This is a genomic window from Campylobacter hyointestinalis subsp. hyointestinalis, from assembly GCF_013372145.1.
Lineage (GTDB): Bacteria > Campylobacterota > Campylobacteria > Campylobacterales > Campylobacteraceae > Campylobacter > Campylobacter hyointestinalis.
Genome location: NZ_CP053827.1, coordinates 921,795 through 940,848, shown reverse-complemented (window position 1 = coordinate 940,848; position 19,054 = coordinate 921,795). Strand labels below are relative to the sequence as shown.

The following is a 19,054-nucleotide window of genomic DNA, read 5'->3' as shown; positions in this document are numbered from 1 at the left end:
GTTCCTCCATCTGCGCATAGCAAGGATTTATTTTGTTTTATTTGTGTCATGAAAGTTTTTCATATCACTTTGATCTAATGCTTTTGCACTATTTGCTAATTCGCCCGGTTTTAGGACTTTTAAAAGTTCAACTTCAAAGATCACGGTTGAGCCACCTGGGATCTCTTCCATACCATCATTACCATAAGCAAGTTCGCTAGGTATCACTATTTTATATTTTGAGCCGGTGTTCATGAGCAATAGGCCTTCTTTTAATCCATCTATGATGTTTATCATCGAAAGATGAGCCGGAGATTTTTTCGCGTAAGTATCATCAAATACGTTTCCGTTTGTTAAATATGCTTTATAATTTATCAAAACGATACTCTCGGGTTTTGGTTTATCACCTTTGCCTTGAGTTATGACTTCGTATTGAAGTCCTGATTTTGTAGTTTTAACTTTTGTATTTTTGGCATTTTTAGCCATATATTCTTTACCGTTTTTTAAATTTTTATCTAATTCTTCTTTTGCTTGTTTTTCTACTATTTTGTTTAATCTATCTGCTCTTGAATTTAAAAGAGAGATCACTTCTTCATCTGTTAGTTTTTGCTCTTTTTTAAGAGCATCTATAAAGCCTTGTACTACGGCATTTATATCTGATTTTACCCCAAGTTGTCCTTGTTGAAAAATTTGGTTTGATATGTAATTGCCAGTTGATGCTCCGATACTATAAGACTCTTTTTGCTCTTGCGTATTAAGCTCTGCACCAAATGCATAGCTCATTAGACAAAAAATCGCCGCCAAACTTTTTAATAGTTGTTTTTGCATAACTTAACCTTTCAAATTTAATGGGCTATGAAAACTCATAGCCCAATTAATGAATTAATTACCTATAATTCTTTGTGCTTCGCCTATGTATTCTTTAGCGGCATCAAGTCTTTGTTTGGTATATTTAAAACCGTGCATACCAAATGAACCATCTTTTTCAAGTAGATCAACAGTTTCTTGAGCTTTTTCTATTAGCTCATAAACTCTTGTTTTATCACTTGGTTTAAGCTTTTTAACTTCAAGGATAGAGTAAAGTCCTTGAATTCCAACTTTGACTTGAGTTAAGGTATCTTTGACAGGAGTTTGCCATCCCATAACTTCATCATAAACTTGTTGTTGGTTTTTGAAATGTAAAGTTGGTTTTAGTTCTGAAACTACAGGACTATGGCAACCTTTTGTTTCTACCATATCTTGATCAGCCCAAGATGTTCTAGCACAAGCCCACATCAAATCGACAAAGTTATGTCCTTCTTCATTTCTTTGGAAGTACCAGTCTTTACCGTCTCTAGGGTCTTTAGAAGCAGCACCTGCAACAAGTGTTTTTCTAGTAGGATTTACATCTATTTTCCATATATGTGATCTTCTTTGTGTATCAAATCCGGCTTGATCTTGGAATTGAACTGCATAGAAGTTTTCACAACTCATCATAAATGGCATGTGACAAGATGCACAACTATTTTTACTATGAGTATCTGCTTTAGAAGCTATGTAAGCTTGCTCTTTGTGACAATCTTTACAATCTTTTCTAATTTTTGGTTTAGTATATAATGAACTTAAATAGCCTTGCTCAGAGTTATAGTTAAGTCCTTTTATGGTTTTATCTCCTACAACTGGTCCTGTTACATCATGAGGATCATGGCAAGTAGCACAACGCATTCCTTTATCATAGTGAGCTGTAAAGTATGTTTGTGAGCCCTCACTACCGCATCCTGGTCCCATTGATTTAAATTTAGAACTAAGAGATAGATCTAATTTTCCTGCATTTATAGGATTTTTTGCAAGATCTGGACTGTAGTTAAATCTTTGGTGGCAGCGTTCGCAGTTTGATGTACGAAGTCCTACTCCTCCATCTAAGTGTCCGCCTGCGCCATGGCACTCTTCACAGCTTACAGCTTTAGAGATGGTATGTTTTTGAAGCTCTTTTGCATTACCAAGTGCATTATAGAAATCTTTTTTGCTCTTAAAGTCAAATTTTACAGGGTGACAAACTTCACAGTATGATGAATTTGCTTGAAAAGACATTTGTGTTTTATATTTTGCAGCGTATGACGCAAGACCTCTTACATATCCTGTGTTTGAGCCGTAGTCTTCTAGTTTTTCAGGGAACTCAGGTATCCAAGCTCTGATTTTTTTGACTACTTCTGGAGTCATATTTAAAGCCCATGTTCTTTGCCATTGATTGCTACCTGCTACGATTTGACCTGTTCCGTCTCTAAGCAAACCGCCTTCAACGTGATATGTTCCACGAAGTAGCCATGCATCAATGTAGCCAAGTTTAGTTCTTACGTGTCCTATAGTAGCATAAACTACATCTGGAGTTATACCTTTTGGTAAGATAGGAGCTGTATCTGCGCCAAATACTGGTTCAGTTAAGTTGTTATTGAACTCAGGATGTTCTCCTGGGAAGCGGATGGTAGTTGAGTGTCTAGATCTACTCCAAACTTCATATTGTGCAGGGTGACACTCGCCGCATTTTTCAGGGCCTATAAATTTGTTAGGAAACATTAGCGTAGATGTTGAAGCTATCCTATACATCATAGAGCTGAGTCCTTCACCGTTTTCACGTTTGCTAGCTTTTGACATATCATATCCATGTCCTTCTGCGAGCCATTCGTGTCCACGGTCTCCAACGACCAATTTTCCTACTGTTTTACCGCCGTATTTTGAAAAAATAGGATGGTTTTTAAATAGCCAATTATACATTTCTTGCTCTTCTACAATGTAGTCTTGCAATGAAACGACGCCTCTACTTTCCAAAGTTCCCTTTGGATTTGCAATGACAGCTTGTGCTTCTTTGGTCATCTGCATAACGTGTTCGGCGCCACAGGCTGATGAGCCAAACACACCAATGCCAACGGCTAAACAAAGCAATGCTTTATTCAACTTCTTCATTTGCTCTCCTTCATAAATTTGAATCCAAAATCAAAATTTTGTTCATCTTGAATACTAACAATAAAAAGTGGTAAAAAAGAGAGATATTTAATGAATTATGAATTAAAAAAAATAATTGTAAATATTACAGAATTATTTACGTTTTTAACAGAAATTTGTCCTTTATTTTTTTTCATTACCATTTTGCTCATATATAGACCAAGCCCGTTGCCGGTCTTTTTTGTAGTAAAATGTGGTTTAAATATCGTATCAAGCAGCTTTTCATCTATATTGCCAGCGTTGTTTTCTATGGAGATATTGCGCGTATCGTCTTGCAAGAATGAAGTTATTTTGATCATTTTATCTCTATTTTGCGACTCTAAAAACGCCTCTTTTGCATTGTTTATGATGCTTATGATGACTTGTATGATCTCATTTATATTACCAAAATGAGTAAAGTTATTTTTGATGTCGATCTCTAAATTTACCCCGTATTTTCTAAGAGATGAGCCTAAAATCTTACAAGCTTGATTTATAGCTTCTTGGCTTGTGAATTCCTTTTTTGGTGTATTTGGGTTGAAAAAGTTTTTAAAATCATCGATGGTATCGGACATATATTCTACTTGTTTTTGCGTTTCTTTGATATTTTCGTTTAACTTTTCTTTGGTAAGTGTATCTCTTTGAGAGTATAGCTCTACATTTATCAAGATAGAGCTGATCTGTGCTAATGGCTGTTTCCATTGATGAGATATATTTTCGATCATTTCGCCCATAAGCGCAAGTCTGTTTTGGTTTATCATTAAAAGTTCGGTTTGTTGTTTTAGCTTTTTATCATTTATATACATCTTATAAATAAAGAATATATATAATGAAAAGAAAATAAAAATTATCAATCCACTTATTATAAATTCTTTAATATGATATGTAAAAATGCTTTTAATAGGTATAGTATAAGAGATCATCGCTACAGTGTCGCCTATCTTGCCATCAAAATTCGTTAAATTTGTATATTGTTTTGGTAGGCTATTTGTACTATGACACTCAAAGCAAGATGATTGCAATCCAGCTACTGGAAGTCCGACAAAATACGATAGAGAATTGTTAGAGTCAAAAATGATCTTTGAGTATTCGCTGTATTTTTTATCTTTAAATCCTTCTAGGACTTTATTTTCAAATTCATTTCCCCTGCGCATCGGATTTAGGACGTTTGAAGTTATCAGTTTGTACTCGTAATCAACCTTTCTTTTGTTTTTTTGTATATTATAAATTTCTTTTGTTATATATGAAGCAGACATTAGTCGTGGATCAAAAAAATCATCATTTAAAAGCTTTTTTTCTTTTAGTTCGTTGATGACTGGTCTTTGAACGTTTGATATATAGTCGCGCACAGAGTTTGTAGTATCTAGTATATAAAGCGCTCCTTGTTTTGCGTCTTTCAAAGCTAGACCTATGTAAAAATTAAAAACTAAAACAGTCATTATGATATATAAAACTACAAATAAAGATATTAGGAATTTAAAATTATATCTCACACAGATACCCTATGCCGTATAAATTTTTTATCAGATCTTTACCGACTTTTTTCCTTAGATCTTTTATGATGGTTTTTATGGCATCTTTTCCGGGTGATTCAAAATCCCACATATATTCAGATATTTGATCATAGGTTATCGTTTGATTTTTATTTTTTAAAAAGTATTCTAAGAGCTTACTCTCGCTTTTTGAAAGATGTAGAGTTTCATTTTTATTATAAATGATTTTTTTGCTAAAGTCGTATTTTAGATCATCATTGATGTTATATATCACTACATATCCAGTCAATTCTAAGGCGATCTGTTCTAAAGCTTTTAAAAATGTTTCTTTACTGTAAGGTTTTGAGAGATATTTTGTTATTTTGAGTTCGATCGCTCTCCATAAATATTCTTGTTCATTGTGGCTTGAAAGTATGATTATAGGGATTTTCTGATCAGTTTGTCTTACTTTTTTAGCTATCTCTATCCCATCTATATTTGGAACTTCTATATCTAGTATCAAGGCATCATATGAATTTGTCATAACTTCATCGAGTGCTTCAAGTCCGTCTTTTACGCTTACTACTTCGCCAAAAAACAGTTCTAGGGATTCGGTTAAATTTCTTAGTATTACTGGTTCGTCTTCTAAGCATAACACCTTTTTATTTGACAAAACTTCTAATATAACCGAATTTTTCATATATGCTACTTACTTTTTTATTCTTTTAATATTAATTTTAGAATCTTAACACCCGAAAGCTTAAAAAGCAATTATCTTAAATAAATTTAAAATAATTAGTATAGTGCAACTATGAATTTAAAGCGTAAAATAGCGTTATTTATTAATGATAATGCAAATTTATACTTTAATATAAATATTTATTGAATGCAAAGCTTATTTTCTATAGAATTAGCGATTTTAAAAATTATTGGAAACTATATTGTCTAAATTTGAAATATTTAAATCAACTATCCCAGTTATGATGGGATACGTTCCTCTTGGTATAGCTTTCGGGCTTTATGGTATAAGCTCTGGGCTTCCACTTTGGGTTATGAGCCTCACACCTATATTTATTTACGCAGGAAGTGTAGAGTTTGTGCTAGTCGCGTTTATAGTCACAGGCGCATCTCTTGTTGATGTTTTTATAGTGTCGTTTTTACTGAATTTTAGGCATTTTTTCTATACTATGGCGTTACTTGGAGAGATAAATCAGCTAAAAAATCGTATTTATTTTATCTATGCTTTGACAGATGAAACTTTTGCTTTGCTAAAAGCTCGCAAATCAAACATAGACGAAAATAAAAATTTGCTTTTTAACCTAACTGCATTTTTAAATCAAATTTACTGGTTTTTCGGCGTAAATTTTGGTGCATTGCTTGGCTCAAATTTAAATATATCATATAAAGGTATAGATTTTAGTTTGGTTGCGCTTTTTGCAGTTTTGATATATCAAATTTTTAAAAATAATCCAAACACTAAAGTCTTGTTTTTAGGTTTTGGTTGCTCTATCGTCGGACTTTTTATATTTCCTGAGCGTTATTTTTTATTTGGTTCGCTTATAGCTGGAGCTGCTATTTTGTTGATGTTTAAGAAAAAATTTAATTAAAAGAAATTTATGATGGAATACTTGCCATATATTTTGATAGCTGGATTTGCTACTATTTTAACTAGGTTTTTGCCGTACTGGATGTTTAAAAAGCGTACCCAAAATCAAACTTTGCTATATTTGCAAAAAACTATAAGCTTGATAATAATGGTAGTTTTACTGATCTATGCTTTAATAAATATGGACTTTTCTACTTATAGTCTAGGATCTGCTGCGATATTTTGTTTGATTTTAGTTTTTATTTTACAAATTTGGAAGAAAAACTCGCTTCTTAGTATAGTACTTCCGACTATTATTTATATGTTGTTAGTTAGAATGCTAAGTTAATTTATATTTATAGCCATTTTTATATATTAAATATGAGTTAATATTTGCAAAAAATATAACAAATATGATATTTTATTATATTTTTACTAATTATTTTATTTAAATTTATTTTAAAATATTGATTTATAGATTTTAATTATACTAATCACAAAGCCTGTAAAATAGGGGATTTTATCATTTAGATATTACTAAACTTAATTTAATATTACAATTTTTAATAAATTTTTATATTAAATAATTAAAAAATATTTGTTAATTACTTTAAGATAAATAAGTGTAGAATAGCAAAGTTAAAAATTTATTGTAGATAAATTTAATCTTAATTCCAAGGAGAATTTATGGTTGAGCATAAACTCTTAAATACCATACAAGATAGGTTAGACGCTTTATCAAAGATGCCTAAAGTTAAAAAAAATAGTTCTATAATGGCTGTTTTGAAAGAAAACGGCTTCACTCGTAGAGATTTTATGAAATGGGCAGGAGCAATGACTGCCATGATGGCACTTCCTGCTAGTTTTGCGCCAAGTGTTGCAAAAGCAGCAGAGCTTGCTGATAGACTTCCAGTTATTTGGTTGCATATGGCTGAATGTACCGGCTGTAGCGAAAGTCTTTTAAGAAGCGATGCGCCTACAATTGATAGCTTGATATTTGATTATATTAGTTTAGAATACCACGAAACAGTTATGGCTGCTGCTGGTTGGCAAGCAGAAGAGAATTTAGAACATGCTATTGAAAAATACAAAGGCAAATACGTTCTAATGGTAGAAGGCGGAATTCATGATGGAGATAGCGCATTTTATCTAACAGTCGGACCAGAGGGAACTACTGGTAGAGAACATGCTATCCATGCTAGCGATAATGCTTTAGCGATATTTGCCATAGGAACTTGTTCTAGTTTTGGTGGTATCCAAGCTGCTCGTCCAAATCCGACAAACTCACAACCTCTTTATAAAATCACAAATAAGCCTGTTATAAATGTACCTGGTTGTCCTCCAAGTGAGAAAAATATAGTAGGAAACGTGTTAAATTTCTTGCTATTTGGAAGTCTTCCTGCGCTTGATGTTTATAATCGTCCAAAATGGGCTTATGGGCTTAGAATTCACGATCTTTGTGAAAGACGTGGTCGTTTTGATGCTGGTGAGTTCGTGCAAGAATTTGGTGATGAGGGTGCTAAACAAGGATATTGCTTATACAAAGTAGGCTGTAAAGGACCATATACTTTTAATAACTGCTCACGTGAGAGATTTAACCAACATACAAGTTGGCCGGTGCAAGCAGGACATGGTTGTATAGGCTGTAGTGAACCTGATTTTTGGGATACAATGGGACCGTTTGAAAAACCGCTTGGGGATAGACTTTTTGATACGGTATTTGACGGACTTGGAGCAGACGCTATAACAGATAAGATCGGTATAGGTGTTTTAGCGATAACTGGTGTAGCAGTAGCAGCACACGCTTTAATATCAACAGCTAAAAAAGATGAGGAGTAATGTATGAGCGAACAAAGAATAGTAGTAGATCCGATAACTAGAATCGAAGGACACCTTAGAATAGAAGTAGTAGTAGATGAAAATAATGTCGTAAAAGATGCTTATAGTGGCTCAACTCTTTGGAGAGGTATAGAAACTATCGTAAAAGGTAGAGATCCAAGGGATGCTGGATTTATGACTCAAAGAATTTGTGGTGTTTGTACATTTTCTCATTATAGAGCAGGAATCGAAGCTGTTGAAAATGCTCTGGGTATAGTTCCTCCACTTAATGCTAAACTAACTAGAACACTTATGAACGCAGCTTTATTTTTACACGATCACCCTGTGCATTTTTATCAACTTCACGGACTTGATTTTGTTGATGTTGTTAGTGCTCTTAGCGCAGATCCTAAAAAAGCTAGCGAAGAAGCGTTTAAATGGTGTGATACTCCTTATGCTTGTGGTGCGGATCAATTAAAATTAGTTCAAGATAAGGTTAAAAAATTTGTCGAAAAAGGAAATCTTGGACCATTTGCAAATGCGTATTGGGGACACTCTACTTATAAACTTACTCCAGAACAAAATCTTATAGCTCTTAGCCACTACTTAGAGTGTTTAAGACTTCAAAGAACTATAGCTCAAGCTATGGCTATCTTCGGTGCTAAACAGCCTCATCCACAAAGCTTAACAGTTGGCGGTGTGACTTGTATAATGGATCTACAAGATCCGGCAAGATTTGGTGAATATATGGTTAAATTTGGAGAAATGGCTGATTTTATCAACCGTGCTTATTATCCAGATCTTGTTATGGCTGGCAAAGCCTATGCTAGTGAGCCAAGCGTTCTAAATGACGTAGGAACTCCGAATTTGATGACTTATAAAGACTTCCAAGTAGGAGTAAATGATTATTTATTTGATGGTGGCTATATCTTAAACGGCGATGTTGGCAAAGTTTTTGAAGTAGATGAGAGCAAAATAACAGAAGAAGCAACTCGTTCTTGGTATAAAGAGAGCGCAGCACTTCATCCCTATGATGGACAAACAGAGCCGAATTACACAGGACTAAAAGATGCTCAAACTATGAATGCAAAAGGCGAAATGGTTAATAGTAAAGTATTTGATATAACAGGTAAATATAGCTGGATAAAAGCTCCTAGATATGATGGCTTACCTATGCAAGTTGGACCACTAGCAAATATAGTAGTAAACTATGCAAAAGGAAACAAACTTGTAGTTCCTGTAGTAGATAAATTCCTAAAAGATACGGGACTTCCTATAACTGCTGTGTTCTCAACTCTAGGAAGAACGGCTTGCCGTATGCTTGAGGCTAAGATAGTAGCAGATAACGCCTTAGTAGCATTTAAAAATTTGATTGAAAATTTAAAAGTAGATCAAACAACTTGTGCAAAATACGTTATAGATAATAATAAAGAATACAAAGGTAGATTTATAGGAAACGTACCTCGCGGTATGCTTAGTCACTGGTGCAGAATCAAAAATGGCGTCATAGAAAACTGGCAAGCAGTAGTTCCATCTACTTGGAATGCAAGTCCAAAAGACTCAAAAGGAGAGATGGCTAGTTATGAAGCATGCCTAGTCGGTATGAAGATAGCAGATCTAAAACAACCACTTGAAATCATTCGCAAAATTCACTCTTATGATCCTTGTATAGCTTGTGCTGTTCACGTTATGGATACAAAGGGTAATAAGCTAAGTGAATATAAAGTAAATCCGAATTTGATTTAAAGGAGCGAATATGAAAGATAATGGAAAACATATCGCCGAATATGAGTTTAGCATAGGACTTAGACTTACTCACTGGATAAGAGCTATTTCTATAGTTCTTCTTATAGTGAGTGGTTTTTATATAGCTTATGTATTTGTTAGTCCGGTTATCACAAGCGAACCTACAAATTTTATGAATGCAAAATGGCGTGCAGTGCATCAAATAGTCGGTTTTGTGCTTATAGGCTGCTTTATATTTAAGCTATATCTATTTTTCTTTGACAAAAAAAGTCACATAGAAAGAGTAAGCTTGAAAGACTTTTTAAGTCCGAAAGTTTGGATAGATCAAATAAAATACTATATGTTTATGGGCAAACATCCACATTTAGTAGGTACTTACAATCCTTTACAGTTTGTATCATATCTGTTCTTTTATATAATACTTTTCGTGATCTGCTTAACAGGTCTTATTTTATACGTACATGTATATCATGAGGGGCTTGGCGGATTGCTTTATGATCCTATGCGTGCTGTAGAAGCGTGGATGGGAGGACTTGCAAATGTTAGAGTCGTCCATCATATATCTATGTGGATCATAATGATATTTGTTTTAGTTCATGTTTATATGGCTATATATAATGCTATAAAAGGTAAAAACGGTGCTATGGACGCCATAGTTAGCGGTTATAAATTTCCTAAAGAAGATTAATGCGCGTTCTTGTGTTAGGAATTGGTAATGTAATGTTCGCCGATGAAGGTATCGGCGTTCATTTTACCAAAATGATAGAAAAAAATTTCAAATTTAAATCCCCAGAGCATACATTGTCTTTCATAGATGGTGGAACTTTAGCAAACTTGCTAAGTCCTATCATAGCAGATTTTGATCACGTCATAGTAGTAGATTGCATAGACGCTGATGAAGCAAATATCGCAGATGTGTATTTTTTTGATTTTGAAGATATGCCAAAAAGTATAAATTGGTCTGGTTCCGCACATGAAATCGAAATGCTACAAACGCTTGAAATGATGGATTTGGTTGGTGATAGACCACGAACAAAAATTCTAGGCATAATTCCAAAACGGATAGATCCTATGAGTTTTGAGCTAAGTAATGAGATAAAAAAAGGCGTTCTGGTCATGCAAAAAGTTATTTTAAAACACTTAGAAAGTCTCGGTTTTAAATATGAAAAAGTAGCTGATTTTAGCATTAGTGATATCGCAAATGATTGGAAAAAGGAGCAGTTTTGATACTTTGTTTTGAGTTTAAATTTAGTTGTAGTCTAAAGACATTGGCTTTTTTTCTTGATTTTTGGGCAAAACAAAGTACTTTGCAGTATGCTTTAAACTACGAAAAAGACATAATACGACTTTATGTTAGCGGAACAGATGAAGAGCTTGGTAAATTTAGCGATGAGTATCTTCCCTTAGTTCCTCACTCTATATTTTTACAATCTAGTAAAGTTGAAGTAGCTGAGTATTTGCCATCTCATCAAGAGCAAATTTTTGATTTTAAATTTAAAAATATCACTCCAAAATCTTTAAAAAATGGAAAAAATGAGTTTGGCTTTGGTTGTGATGATGAATTTATAAATGAAGCTATAAAACGTATAGAAAATGGAGAAAGTATCATATATGAAGGTGTTCAGATATCTAAATTCGATAGTTTTGATGCGGATTATCTTTTGCCTACAAACCTAAATACGCTTCCTAAAATCTTTGTTGTTGATGAAAAATCATTGATCGCATTAGCTAGTTTTGAAAAACCTGTTTTATCTCTAAAAACAAATGCTATTTTCAAAACAAATCATAAAAACACACCGACGTTTTTTGATGTAAGAGCGGCTTGGGATATAAATATTTATAAGATAGCTAGCATTTTAAACTCAAAAGGTATAAATTTCTTAAAAGTAAAATCAAGCCAAAACGAGTTTAAGATAAATGTTTTAGATGATAGCTTTTTGATAGTAAGAAATAGTGAGTTTTTACAAAGAGAGGATTTGGATTTTATCGGCTCTAAAAGTGATAAAAATTTAGCCACTTTTGGACTTATGCTAAAAGAATTTGGTCTACTGGATACTACCGTAGCAAGACTATTTTTTAGTCATAAATTTGATGATTTTATCAAGGTTTATAAGGGGAATGATGAGTTTGATATGTTTAAACTCAGTATTCCAAAAAGCTATGAAGAAATTTATGAGCAAATAGCTACGTTTAATGGTGGAGATAGACTGCTTGAAAACTATAAAAAAAGTTTTCTTTTACCTAGTGGTAAGTTTAGTTTGCCAAACAACTTTTATTCTATTTATACTATTTTAGATGAGATTTTGGGCTTTGATGGAAAGTTATTTGACTTTGCTAGAGATTTTGGAGGCTCAAAAGGCGTAAGGATAGACTATAAAATGAAAAGTAAGAATGAATTTGACGTCATTGCTTTGATACGTTCTGCTATGAGTTTTAGATTAGCCGGGGCAGAGCCTAAAAATCTTAGTTTTGGTTGTTTTGAAAGTTTGGCTTTTTTTGTCAGTGATTTTGGAGATATCATCAAAGATGAGTTTGAATGTCAAAATTTCTTACTTAGCGGCGAACTTTTTAGCCATAAAACCATAGCAAATTTAGTTTTAAAATATTCAAATTCAAACTATAAAACGAGATTTAGCGAGCAATACCCTCTTGAAATCTCTTAGAATAGAAGTTTTTGGTTTAGTTCAAGGCGTAGGTTTTCGTCCTTTTATATACAATCTTGCTCTTAGATTTGGGATTTTTGGTAGAGTTTTTAACGACTGTGAAGGTGTTAAAATAGATATTTACGCTAAAGATGAAATTTGCGATCAGTTTTGCAAGGCTATATTTGACGAACTTCCGCCACTTGCTAGGATTGATGATTTCAAAGTACTACATAGTGAGCTTAAATTTGATACTTTTAAGATAGTAAATTCACAATTTACCCAAAAACTAAACCCGATACTTCCTGATTTTGCTATTTGTGATGAGTGTAAAGCCGAGTTTTATGACCATACTAATCCGCGTTATCATCATCCATTTATAAACTGTACGAACTGTGGTCCTAGATTTTCTATCATCAAATCCTTGCCTTATGATCGCAAAAACACTACTATGAAAAACTTTAAAATGTGTGATAAGTGTGAGACTGAATATAAAGATCCCTTAAACCGTCGCTATCATGCTCAGCCCATAGCTTGTAATGCTTGCGGACCAAAAGTTTATTTAAAAGATATGAGTGAAGAGATTTTGGCTAAAAACGAAGAGGCGGTAAAACTATGTGCTACTTGGCTAAAAAAAGGTAAGATCATAGCCATAAAAGGAATAGGTGGTTTTCATCTTGTTTGTAGAGCCGATGATAGCGAAGTTTTAAGAACTCTTAGACAAAAAAAACAGCGCCCAAGCAAACCATTTGCGCTTATGTGTAAAGATGAAAAAATGGCATTAAAATATGCTAAATTTAGTAAAAAAGAGTTAGAACTTTTAAACTCAAACATTAAGCCTATAGTTTTAGCTTCAAATTTAAATGCTCTTCCAGAAGAGCTTGCGCCAGGACTTCAAAAAATAGGAATATTTTTAGCTCCTACCGCTCTTCATCTGTTGCTTTTTGAATATATAGATTTCCCTATCGTTGCAACTAGCGCAAATATCAGCGGCGAGCCTATCATTACAAATTCCATAGATATAGTTAAAAAGCTAGGAGGCGTAGTTCATCTCATCCTTGACAATGATAGAGAGATCATAAATCCAAGTGATGATAGTATCGCTTTTTTTGCAGATGATAGACTTCAATGGATACGTACTTCAAGGGGTATAAAACCAAAAATAATCCGCTCTAAATTTAGTCAAAAAGGCTGTTTTTTGGCTCTTGGTGGTGAGCTTAAAAATCAATTTGCTATTTATAAAGATGGATTGATATTTAGCTCTGTTTATATCGGGGATTTAAAAAATATAGCTACTTTTGAAAGATTTCTAAATTTAGTTGAGAAATTTAGCCAAACTTATGATTTTAAATTTGACTTTATAATCGGCGATCTACATCCACATTTTTTACACACAAAGTATTTTGAAAAGCAAGGATTTAAGCTATATAAAGCCCAACATCACTGGGCGCATTTACTTAGTGTAATGATAGAAAATGATATTAGTAGTGAAGTACTTGGAGTAGCGTTTGATGGCACTGGCTACGGTGATGATGGAGAGATTTGGGGTGGAGAGCTGTTTTTATGTGATCAAAAGGGTTATAAAAGGATCTTACATTTTGATGAGTTTGAGCTTATAGGCGGTGATAAGGCTATCAAAAATATATATTATTTGGCTTATGCAATTCTTAGAAAGTACGATATCGATGCGCCGGAATTTAAAAGTAGATTTGATGAGAAAACTCTTTTAAATTTAGACAAGGTACTAAGTCGCAATATAAATTTAGTAAAAACAAGCTCGCTTGGACGTATATTTGACGCATTTGCCTGCTTAGCTCTTAAGATAGATACTGTAAGTTACGATGCGCAGGCTGCTATGAGCTTAGAAGCTTTGTATGATGAGAATTTAGATATTTCATATAAATTTGAGATAGAAAATGACGTTATAACTTATAAAGACGTGTTTTTGAATGCTTTAAGTGGCAGTCCAAGAGTTTTGGCGACCGGATTTATAAACGGTTTAGCCGATCTTATATTAAACGTTGCGCTTATGTATAAAAAGCCGTTAGTTCTTAGTGGTGGAGTTTTTCAAAATAGAGCTTTACTAACTAAGACGATATCAAATTTAAAGCAAGCGGGCATTACGTTTTATCTACCTAAAGATGAGCCTGCAAATGACTCAGGGTTGGCTATGGGGCAAATTTACTATGGTTTAAACTTTTTGGGTTATAATTCAAATAAATAGTAAAAAGGTTGTATGATGGATAAAGAAGATAAGGTTATAAGATTTAGTGTCTCTTTGCCAGAAGAGCTTTTGGACGAATTAGACAAGATGATAAAGACAAAAAATTACGCTAGTAGAAGCGAATTTACTAGAGATCTTATTAGAGAAAAGATAGTACAAGATAGCTGGTCAAATGAAAAAGAAGATCTCATAGGTGTCCTTACTATAGTTTATGATCATCATCAAGGTGATCTAATGACTAAAAAAATGAGTATAGAACATGATGCTAGCGTAAATATTATATGTACGAATCATATTCATATAGATCATCATAATTGTCTGGAAAATATGGTTTTAAAAGGTAAAGCTAAAGAAATAGAGGCTTTTAGCGACAGTATTGCTGGTCTTAAAGGTGTTAAGTTTTCAAAACTTGCTAGAGCAGCAGTGCCAAAACATTAAATATAAATTTAAAGGATAAAATATGTGTAAAGATTGTGGTTGCAGTATGGGAAATAGTGCACTTGAACATACCCATGGCGGCATTACTCACTCGCACGAGCATACTGGTGGGCACTCTCACGAGCATTCTCATCCTGCTTTAAATGAGAAAAAGACAGTAGAAGTTATAACAAAAATATTGCAAGAAAATGATAATGAAGCAGAGCATAATAGAGCTCATTTAGATGAAAAAGGTATTTTTTGTATAAATTTAATGAGTAGCCCAGGAGCTGGAAAAACAACTCTTTTAGAAGCCACTATAAAAAATGGCTCTTTTAAAATCGGAGTCGTAGAGGGTGATCTTGAGACAAATAAAGACGCAGATAGGATAAGAAAAACAGGAGCTGCGGCACACCAGATCACTACTGGGCAGACTTGTCATTTAGATGCTTTTATGGTTCATGAAGGACTTCATCATCTACCTTTAAATGATCTTGATTTTGTATTTATAGAAAATGTAGGTAATCTTGTTTGCCCAGCAAGTTACGATGTCGGCGCTCATATAAATGCTGTTTTAATCAGCGTGCCAGAAGGGAGCGATAAAATAGCAAAATATCCTGTTATGTTTAGGGCTGCTGATATAGTTATTATCACTAAAACTTCGCTTTTAGAGCATTTTGACTTTAATATTGACGAGGTTAAAAAAGAAGCTAGAAAGCTAAATCCAAAGGTTGATATTATAGAGGTTGATAGCAAGAGCGGGGCTGGAATTGATAAATGGATAAATTATATTAAATTTAAAAAAGAGATTAGATAATGTGTCTTAGCATACCATCAAAAGTAATATCAATAGATGAGAATAATTTTGCCATAGTTGATACTCTTGGTGTTAAGCATGGATAGAGTTTATCGCTGAGCAAAAAGCCTTGCTAAAAAAGTAAATTTCTAGGGAATTCTAGAATTTATTAGTATCTTTTTCTTGGGGGTACGGGGGTTTTCTTTTTTATATTTTTAGAAATTTTAGAATTTGGAATTCCAAAAATTTTAGAAACTAGAATTCCATAACTAAATTTTATTTTTTACAAATAGCTTAAAAAATTTAGCTATAATCTTAGTTTTTAAAAAAAAATCAAGGCTACAAAATGTGCGAAGAAGATAAAGTAAGAGATAAAGCAAGAGAGCTTTTGAATTTTTATGATGAACAAAATGCAATTTCTGGCGTAGGTCAGCAAACTACTTTTAATAATTTAGACAAAAATTATTGGAAAGGCAATCCAAATAAACCTGATGGCTGGTATTTTCCAAAGGACACCACGCACCCAGCTATAGTGTTAGAATGCGCTAATAGCAAAACTGACCTTATCAAAAAAGATGAACAAATCAAAAAATACATTGAAATCGCTAGACAAAAATATAAAAATGTAGTTGGAATTTCGTATAATGGCTTTGATGTAGCTGTTTATAAAGATGAGAAGCTTTATAGCTTAACCACAGAACTTTTTGATAAAAATTATTATCTTAACTTATTTAATAACATTAGTATTGATAAAGTAGCAATTTATAATTTTACAAAGTCAATAAATGATAATTTACACGGCAATTTTGGCATAAATAATCTAAAACATAGAATGATTTTTACAGCTTGTGCTTTGGTGGCAGATAAAAATGGAGCAGATTTAAAAAGCCTAAAAAACAGAGATTTTGAAACTTTGCGAAGTGAGATTATAAAAACGCTAGAAAAATCATACAGCGCAGAAATAGCTAAAAATATAAAACTAAATATTATAAAAGAACAATTTAATATTATAAATTTCAACTACACAGAAAATCAAAAAGCTATAAATGATTTTATAGATGATGTGGCTAAAATTTCAGGTTTTATAAAATCTAGCGAGTGGAACGGCGAGGATGTAATGGGTATATTTTTTAACGAATTTACTCGTTACAAAGGTAAAAGTGAAGTAGGTCAAGTTTTTACGCCAGACCACATTACAAGCCTTATTTATCGCATAACAGCCACTAGCTATAAAGATAAAGTTTTAGACGCTACTTGCGGCTCTGGTGCGTTTTTGGTAAAAGCTATGAATAATATGATAAATGAAATCGGCGGCGAAAATGTAAAGGATAAATTGGCACAAATTCAAAACGAAAAGCTTTTTGGTGTGGAATTTGATAAAGAGCTTTTTGCTCTATCTTGTGCGAATATGATAATACACAAAGATGGCAAAACAAACATAACTCACGGCGATGCTAGAAGTGATGAAATAGCTAAATGGATAAAAGAAAAAGGCATTACAAGGGTGCTAATGAACCCGCCTTATGAAGAAAAATTTGGCTGTTGCTTAATAGTAGAAAATGTGCTAAACAATGTAAACGATGGCGCAATTTGTGCTTTTATTTTGCCTAGCAATAAATTAGTAGTAAAGAAAAATTTAGCCACAAAATGGCTAAAAAAGCACTCGCTTTTAAAAATAATAAAATTACCACCAGAGCTATTTAGAGCAAATAAAGGTCATAGCGATACTTCTATTTTTATTTTCAAAGCTCACGAGCCACAAAACAATAAGCCTATTTTTGCTTGTTATATAGAAAAAGACGGCTTAGAAACTATCAAAAATCAAGGTCGCCAAGACAGCAAAGGCATTTGGAAGCAAACCTTAGAGGACTACTGGGTGGATGTGATTTATAAACAAAGTGGCGATGATAGCTGTCAATGGATAAGCCCAAATGATAATCTATGCTACGCAGAGCCACAGCCAGAGTTTGAAATAAGCGAAAAAGACTTTAAAAAAGTAGTGTTAGACTACATGCTTTTTGAAAACGGAATAGATAAAAAAGACTTTGAAAACACTATGCTAGAAAGCCTGCTTTATGATAGCGATATAAAGCAAGATAACGAGAATTTTACTTTTACTTTTAAGGCTAAAAAAGATGATAAATAGTAGCGAGTGGAAAGAGTTTAGAATAAGTGATATTTTTGATATAGAATGTTCAAAATATCATAATCCAAAATTGTATAATGATGGACAAATTCCTTATGTAGCTAGAACTATTTTTAATAATGGAATAACCCAATATATTGATACAAAAGAAACATTATATAAAGCAAATTGTATTATAATAGGTGCTGAAAGCGCAAAAGCTTTTTATCAAGAAAAAGATTTTCTTACAGGCAATAAAATATATCGTCTATATCTAAAAGATGATTTTAAAATTAAATTTAATCGCAAAATTGCTCTTTTTATTTGTTCTATAATAAACTCTCTTTCTAGCAATTATAATTATATTGATGCTTTTGTTTCATCAAAAATAGCAGTAGCTCAAATTAAATTGCCTATAAAAAACAATAAACCTGATTTTGATTTTATGGAAAATTTTATTGATAAAATAGAACAAAAACAGCGTGGAATTTTAGAATTCTACAAGCATAAAAAGCAAAATGGGGGGGGGTATGAGCTAAATTCTAAAACCTGGAAAGAGTTTAAAATCGGGGATTTGTTTGATATTAAAACTACTTCACAAAAATTAAGCAAAAAAGATAGTGTAGAAAATGGGAAATTCCCTATTTATTCAGCAGAAAGTCAAAATGGTGGTATTTGTGGATATTGTAATGAAATTCCAGCTTTTACGATTAGTAATGAAAAACCTTTTTTTGTAATTTTTGGAGACCACACGAGAGCTTTTAACATAGCAAAAAATGATTTTTGTGTAGCTGATAATGTAAAAGTTTTAGAACCAAAAAATTTTAATATAAAATCTATTTTGTTTATAATTACTATTTGGCAAAAAGGAATTCCAAATTTAGGATATGCTAGACATTGGAGTATAGCGAAAAATATTCAAATCAAACTACCAACAACCCAAAACGGCGAAATAGATTTTGATTTTATGGAAAACTTCATAAAAGCTATTAGTAAAGAGTGTATAAAAGGTGTGGATAGCTATTTAGTCAAAAATATAGTCTTACAAAAGAAGTGATAAAGGACTAAAAACCAAAGGATAACGAACTCTAAGCACTAACTGATAAACAAATATAGCAGACTAAAGTCGCTAAAACAAAACACATCAAGTTAGCACAATCTAGCATTTATCCTTTGAAGCAGGAATTATAGCAAATTTTCTAGGAATTCTAGATTGGAATTTCAAATTTTACGATTATTGCGTAGCTTTTGGTAAATAAAGCGTATTGAAAATTAAAAAAATATTTGCTAGA

The 19,054-nt window shown here is 32.7% G+C and carries 16 protein-coding genes and 1 pseudogene; 13 read left to right on the top strand and 4 right to left on the bottom strand.

The window, feature by feature from the left end:
- Positions 1-27: 27 nt before the first annotated feature.
- The 4 genes from CHHT_RS04935 to CHHT_RS04920 form a co-directional block, all read right to left on the bottom strand.
- Entirely contained in the window at positions 28-807 is a 780-nt protein-coding gene (locus CHHT_RS04935; RefSeq protein ID WP_064019760.1) for an FKBP-type peptidyl-prolyl cis-trans isomerase, read from the bottom strand.
- Between the two features lie 54 nt (positions 808-861).
- Positions 862-2,919: a cytochrome c gene (locus tag CHHT_RS04930; protein ID WP_034961159.1), complete on the bottom strand. Its 2,058-nt coding sequence runs from the start codon at positions 2,917-2,919 to the stop codon at positions 862-864.
- A 95-nt stretch (positions 2,920-3,014) separates the two neighbouring features.
- The gene (locus tag CHHT_RS04925) at positions 3,015-4,430 is read right to left on the bottom strand and encodes an ATP-binding protein (RefSeq protein ID WP_034961161.1); all 1,416 of its coding nucleotides are present in this window, start codon (positions 4,428-4,430) and stop codon (positions 3,015-3,017) included.
- Positions 4,420-5,109, bottom strand: a complete 690-nt coding sequence (locus CHHT_RS04920) for a response regulator transcription factor (RefSeq protein ID WP_034961165.1) — start codon at positions 5,107-5,109, stop codon at positions 4,420-4,422. The genes CHHT_RS04925 and CHHT_RS04920 overlap by 11 nt, the downstream gene beginning before the upstream one ends.
- Positions 5,110-5,350: 241 nt before the next feature.
- Between CHHT_RS04920 and CHHT_RS04915 the strand changes: the two genes are divergently transcribed.
- The 13 genes and pseudogenes from CHHT_RS04915 (at position 5,351) to CHHT_RS04855 (ending at position 18,819) form a co-directional block, all read left to right on the top strand.
- The gene (locus CHHT_RS04915) at positions 5,351-6,016 is read left to right on the top strand and encodes an AzlC family ABC transporter permease (protein WP_034961168.1); all 666 of its coding nucleotides are present in this window, start codon (positions 5,351-5,353) and stop codon (positions 6,014-6,016) included.
- 9 nt (positions 6,017-6,025) lie between these two features.
- The gene (locus CHHT_RS04910; protein WP_167540843.1) at positions 6,026-6,343 is read left to right on the top strand and encodes a branched-chain amino acid transporter permease; all 318 of its coding nucleotides are present in this window, start codon (positions 6,026-6,028) and stop codon (positions 6,341-6,343) included.
- A 338-nt stretch (positions 6,344-6,681) separates the two neighbouring features.
- Positions 6,682-7,833, top strand: a complete 1,152-nt coding sequence (locus tag CHHT_RS04905; RefSeq protein ID WP_074898767.1) for a hydrogenase small subunit — start codon at positions 6,682-6,684, stop codon at positions 7,831-7,833.
- Between the two features lie 3 nt (positions 7,834-7,836).
- Complete coding sequence (locus tag CHHT_RS04900; protein WP_034961170.1) at positions 7,837-9,558, top strand: nickel-dependent hydrogenase large subunit; 1,722 nt, start codon at positions 7,837-7,839, stop codon at positions 9,556-9,558.
- 10 nt (positions 9,559-9,568) lie between these two features.
- Positions 9,569-10,246 (top strand): Ni/Fe-hydrogenase, b-type cytochrome subunit, encoded by a 678-nt coding sequence (cybH, locus tag CHHT_RS04895; RefSeq protein WP_034961172.1) that lies wholly within the window; start codon positions 9,569-9,571, stop codon positions 10,244-10,246.
- Positions 10,246-10,785 carry a HyaD/HybD family hydrogenase maturation endopeptidase gene (locus CHHT_RS04890; protein ID WP_034961174.1) on the top strand — a complete coding sequence of 180 codons (540 nt, stop codon included), beginning with the start codon at positions 10,246-10,248 and terminating at the stop codon, positions 10,783-10,785. The genes cybH and CHHT_RS04890 overlap by 1 nt, the downstream gene beginning before the upstream one ends.
- A complete protein-coding gene (locus CHHT_RS04885; RefSeq protein ID WP_034961176.1) occupies positions 10,782-12,221 on the top strand; it encodes a hypothetical protein in 1,440 nt (479 codons plus the stop codon). The genes CHHT_RS04890 and CHHT_RS04885 overlap by 4 nt, the downstream gene beginning before the upstream one ends.
- Entirely contained in the window at positions 12,208-14,424 is a 2,217-nt protein-coding gene (hypF, locus tag CHHT_RS04880; protein ID WP_034961178.1) for a carbamoyltransferase HypF, read from the top strand. The genes CHHT_RS04885 and hypF overlap by 14 nt, the downstream gene beginning before the upstream one ends.
- Before the next feature lie 15 nt (positions 14,425-14,439).
- Positions 14,440-14,862, top strand: coding sequence for a nickel-responsive transcriptional regulator NikR (gene nikR, locus CHHT_RS04875; protein WP_034961182.1), 423 nt, complete (start codon positions 14,440-14,442; stop codon positions 14,860-14,862).
- A gap of 22 nt (positions 14,863-14,884) precedes the next feature.
- On the top strand, positions 14,885-15,658 hold the full coding sequence (gene hypB / locus CHHT_RS04870) for a hydrogenase nickel incorporation protein HypB (protein WP_034961183.1): 774 nt from the start codon (positions 14,885-14,887) through the stop codon (positions 15,656-15,658).
- Positions 15,658-15,735, top strand: a pseudogene (locus tag CHHT_RS04865) (HypC/HybG/HupF family hydrogenase formation chaperone); the annotation flags it as partial. The gene hypB and the pseudogene CHHT_RS04865, both read left to right, overlap by 1 nt.
- Before the next feature lie 248 nt (positions 15,736-15,983).
- Positions 15,984-17,783 carry an HsdM family class I SAM-dependent methyltransferase gene (locus CHHT_RS04860; RefSeq protein ID WP_034961185.1) on the top strand — a complete coding sequence of 600 codons (1,800 nt, stop codon included), beginning with the start codon at positions 15,984-15,986 and terminating at the stop codon, positions 17,781-17,783.
- On the top strand, positions 17,773-18,819 hold the full coding sequence (locus tag CHHT_RS04855) for a restriction endonuclease subunit S (protein WP_176318068.1): 1,047 nt from the start codon (positions 17,773-17,775) through the stop codon (positions 18,817-18,819). Before CHHT_RS04860 ends, CHHT_RS04855 begins: the two co-directional genes overlap by 11 nt.
- The last annotated feature ends 235 nt before the right edge of the window (positions 18,820-19,054 follow it).

Bases quoted from the DNA above. Each gene is read 5' to 3' on its own strand.
- hypB (WP_034961183.1), top strand. From the start codon at position 14,885: ATGTGTAAAGATTGTGGTTGCAGTATGGGAAATAGTGCACTTGAACAT.
- cybH (WP_034961172.1), top strand. From the start codon at position 9,569: ATGAAAGATAATGGAAAACATATCGCCGAATATGAGTTTAGCATAGGA.
- CHHT_RS04930 (WP_034961159.1), bottom strand. From the start codon at position 2,919: ATGAAGAAGTTGAATAAAGCATTGCTTTGTTTAGCCGTTGGCATTGGT.
- CHHT_RS04860 (WP_034961185.1), top strand. From the start codon at position 15,984: ATGTGCGAAGAAGATAAAGTAAGAGATAAAGCAAGAGAGCTTTTGAAT.
- nikR (WP_034961182.1), top strand. From the start codon at position 14,440: ATGGATAAAGAAGATAAGGTTATAAGATTTAGTGTCTCTTTGCCAGAA.
- CHHT_RS04890 (WP_034961174.1), top strand. From the start codon at position 10,246: ATGCGCGTTCTTGTGTTAGGAATTGGTAATGTAATGTTCGCCGATGAA.
- CHHT_RS04900 (WP_034961170.1), top strand. From the start codon at position 7,837: ATGAGCGAACAAAGAATAGTAGTAGATCCGATAACTAGAATCGAAGGA.
- CHHT_RS04910 (WP_167540843.1), top strand. From the start codon at position 6,026: ATGATGGAATACTTGCCATATATTTTGATAGCTGGATTTGCTACTATT.
- CHHT_RS04920 (WP_034961165.1), bottom strand. From the start codon at position 5,109: ATGAAAAATTCGGTTATATTAGAAGTTTTGTCAAATAAAAAGGTGTTA.
- CHHT_RS04855 (WP_176318068.1), top strand. From the start codon at position 17,773: ATGATAAATAGTAGCGAGTGGAAAGAGTTTAGAATAAGTGATATTTTT.
- CHHT_RS04935 (WP_064019760.1), bottom strand. From the start codon at position 807: ATGCAAAAACAACTATTAAAAAGTTTGGCGGCGATTTTTTGTCTAATG.
- CHHT_RS04905 (WP_074898767.1), top strand. From the start codon at position 6,682: ATGGTTGAGCATAAACTCTTAAATACCATACAAGATAGGTTAGACGCT.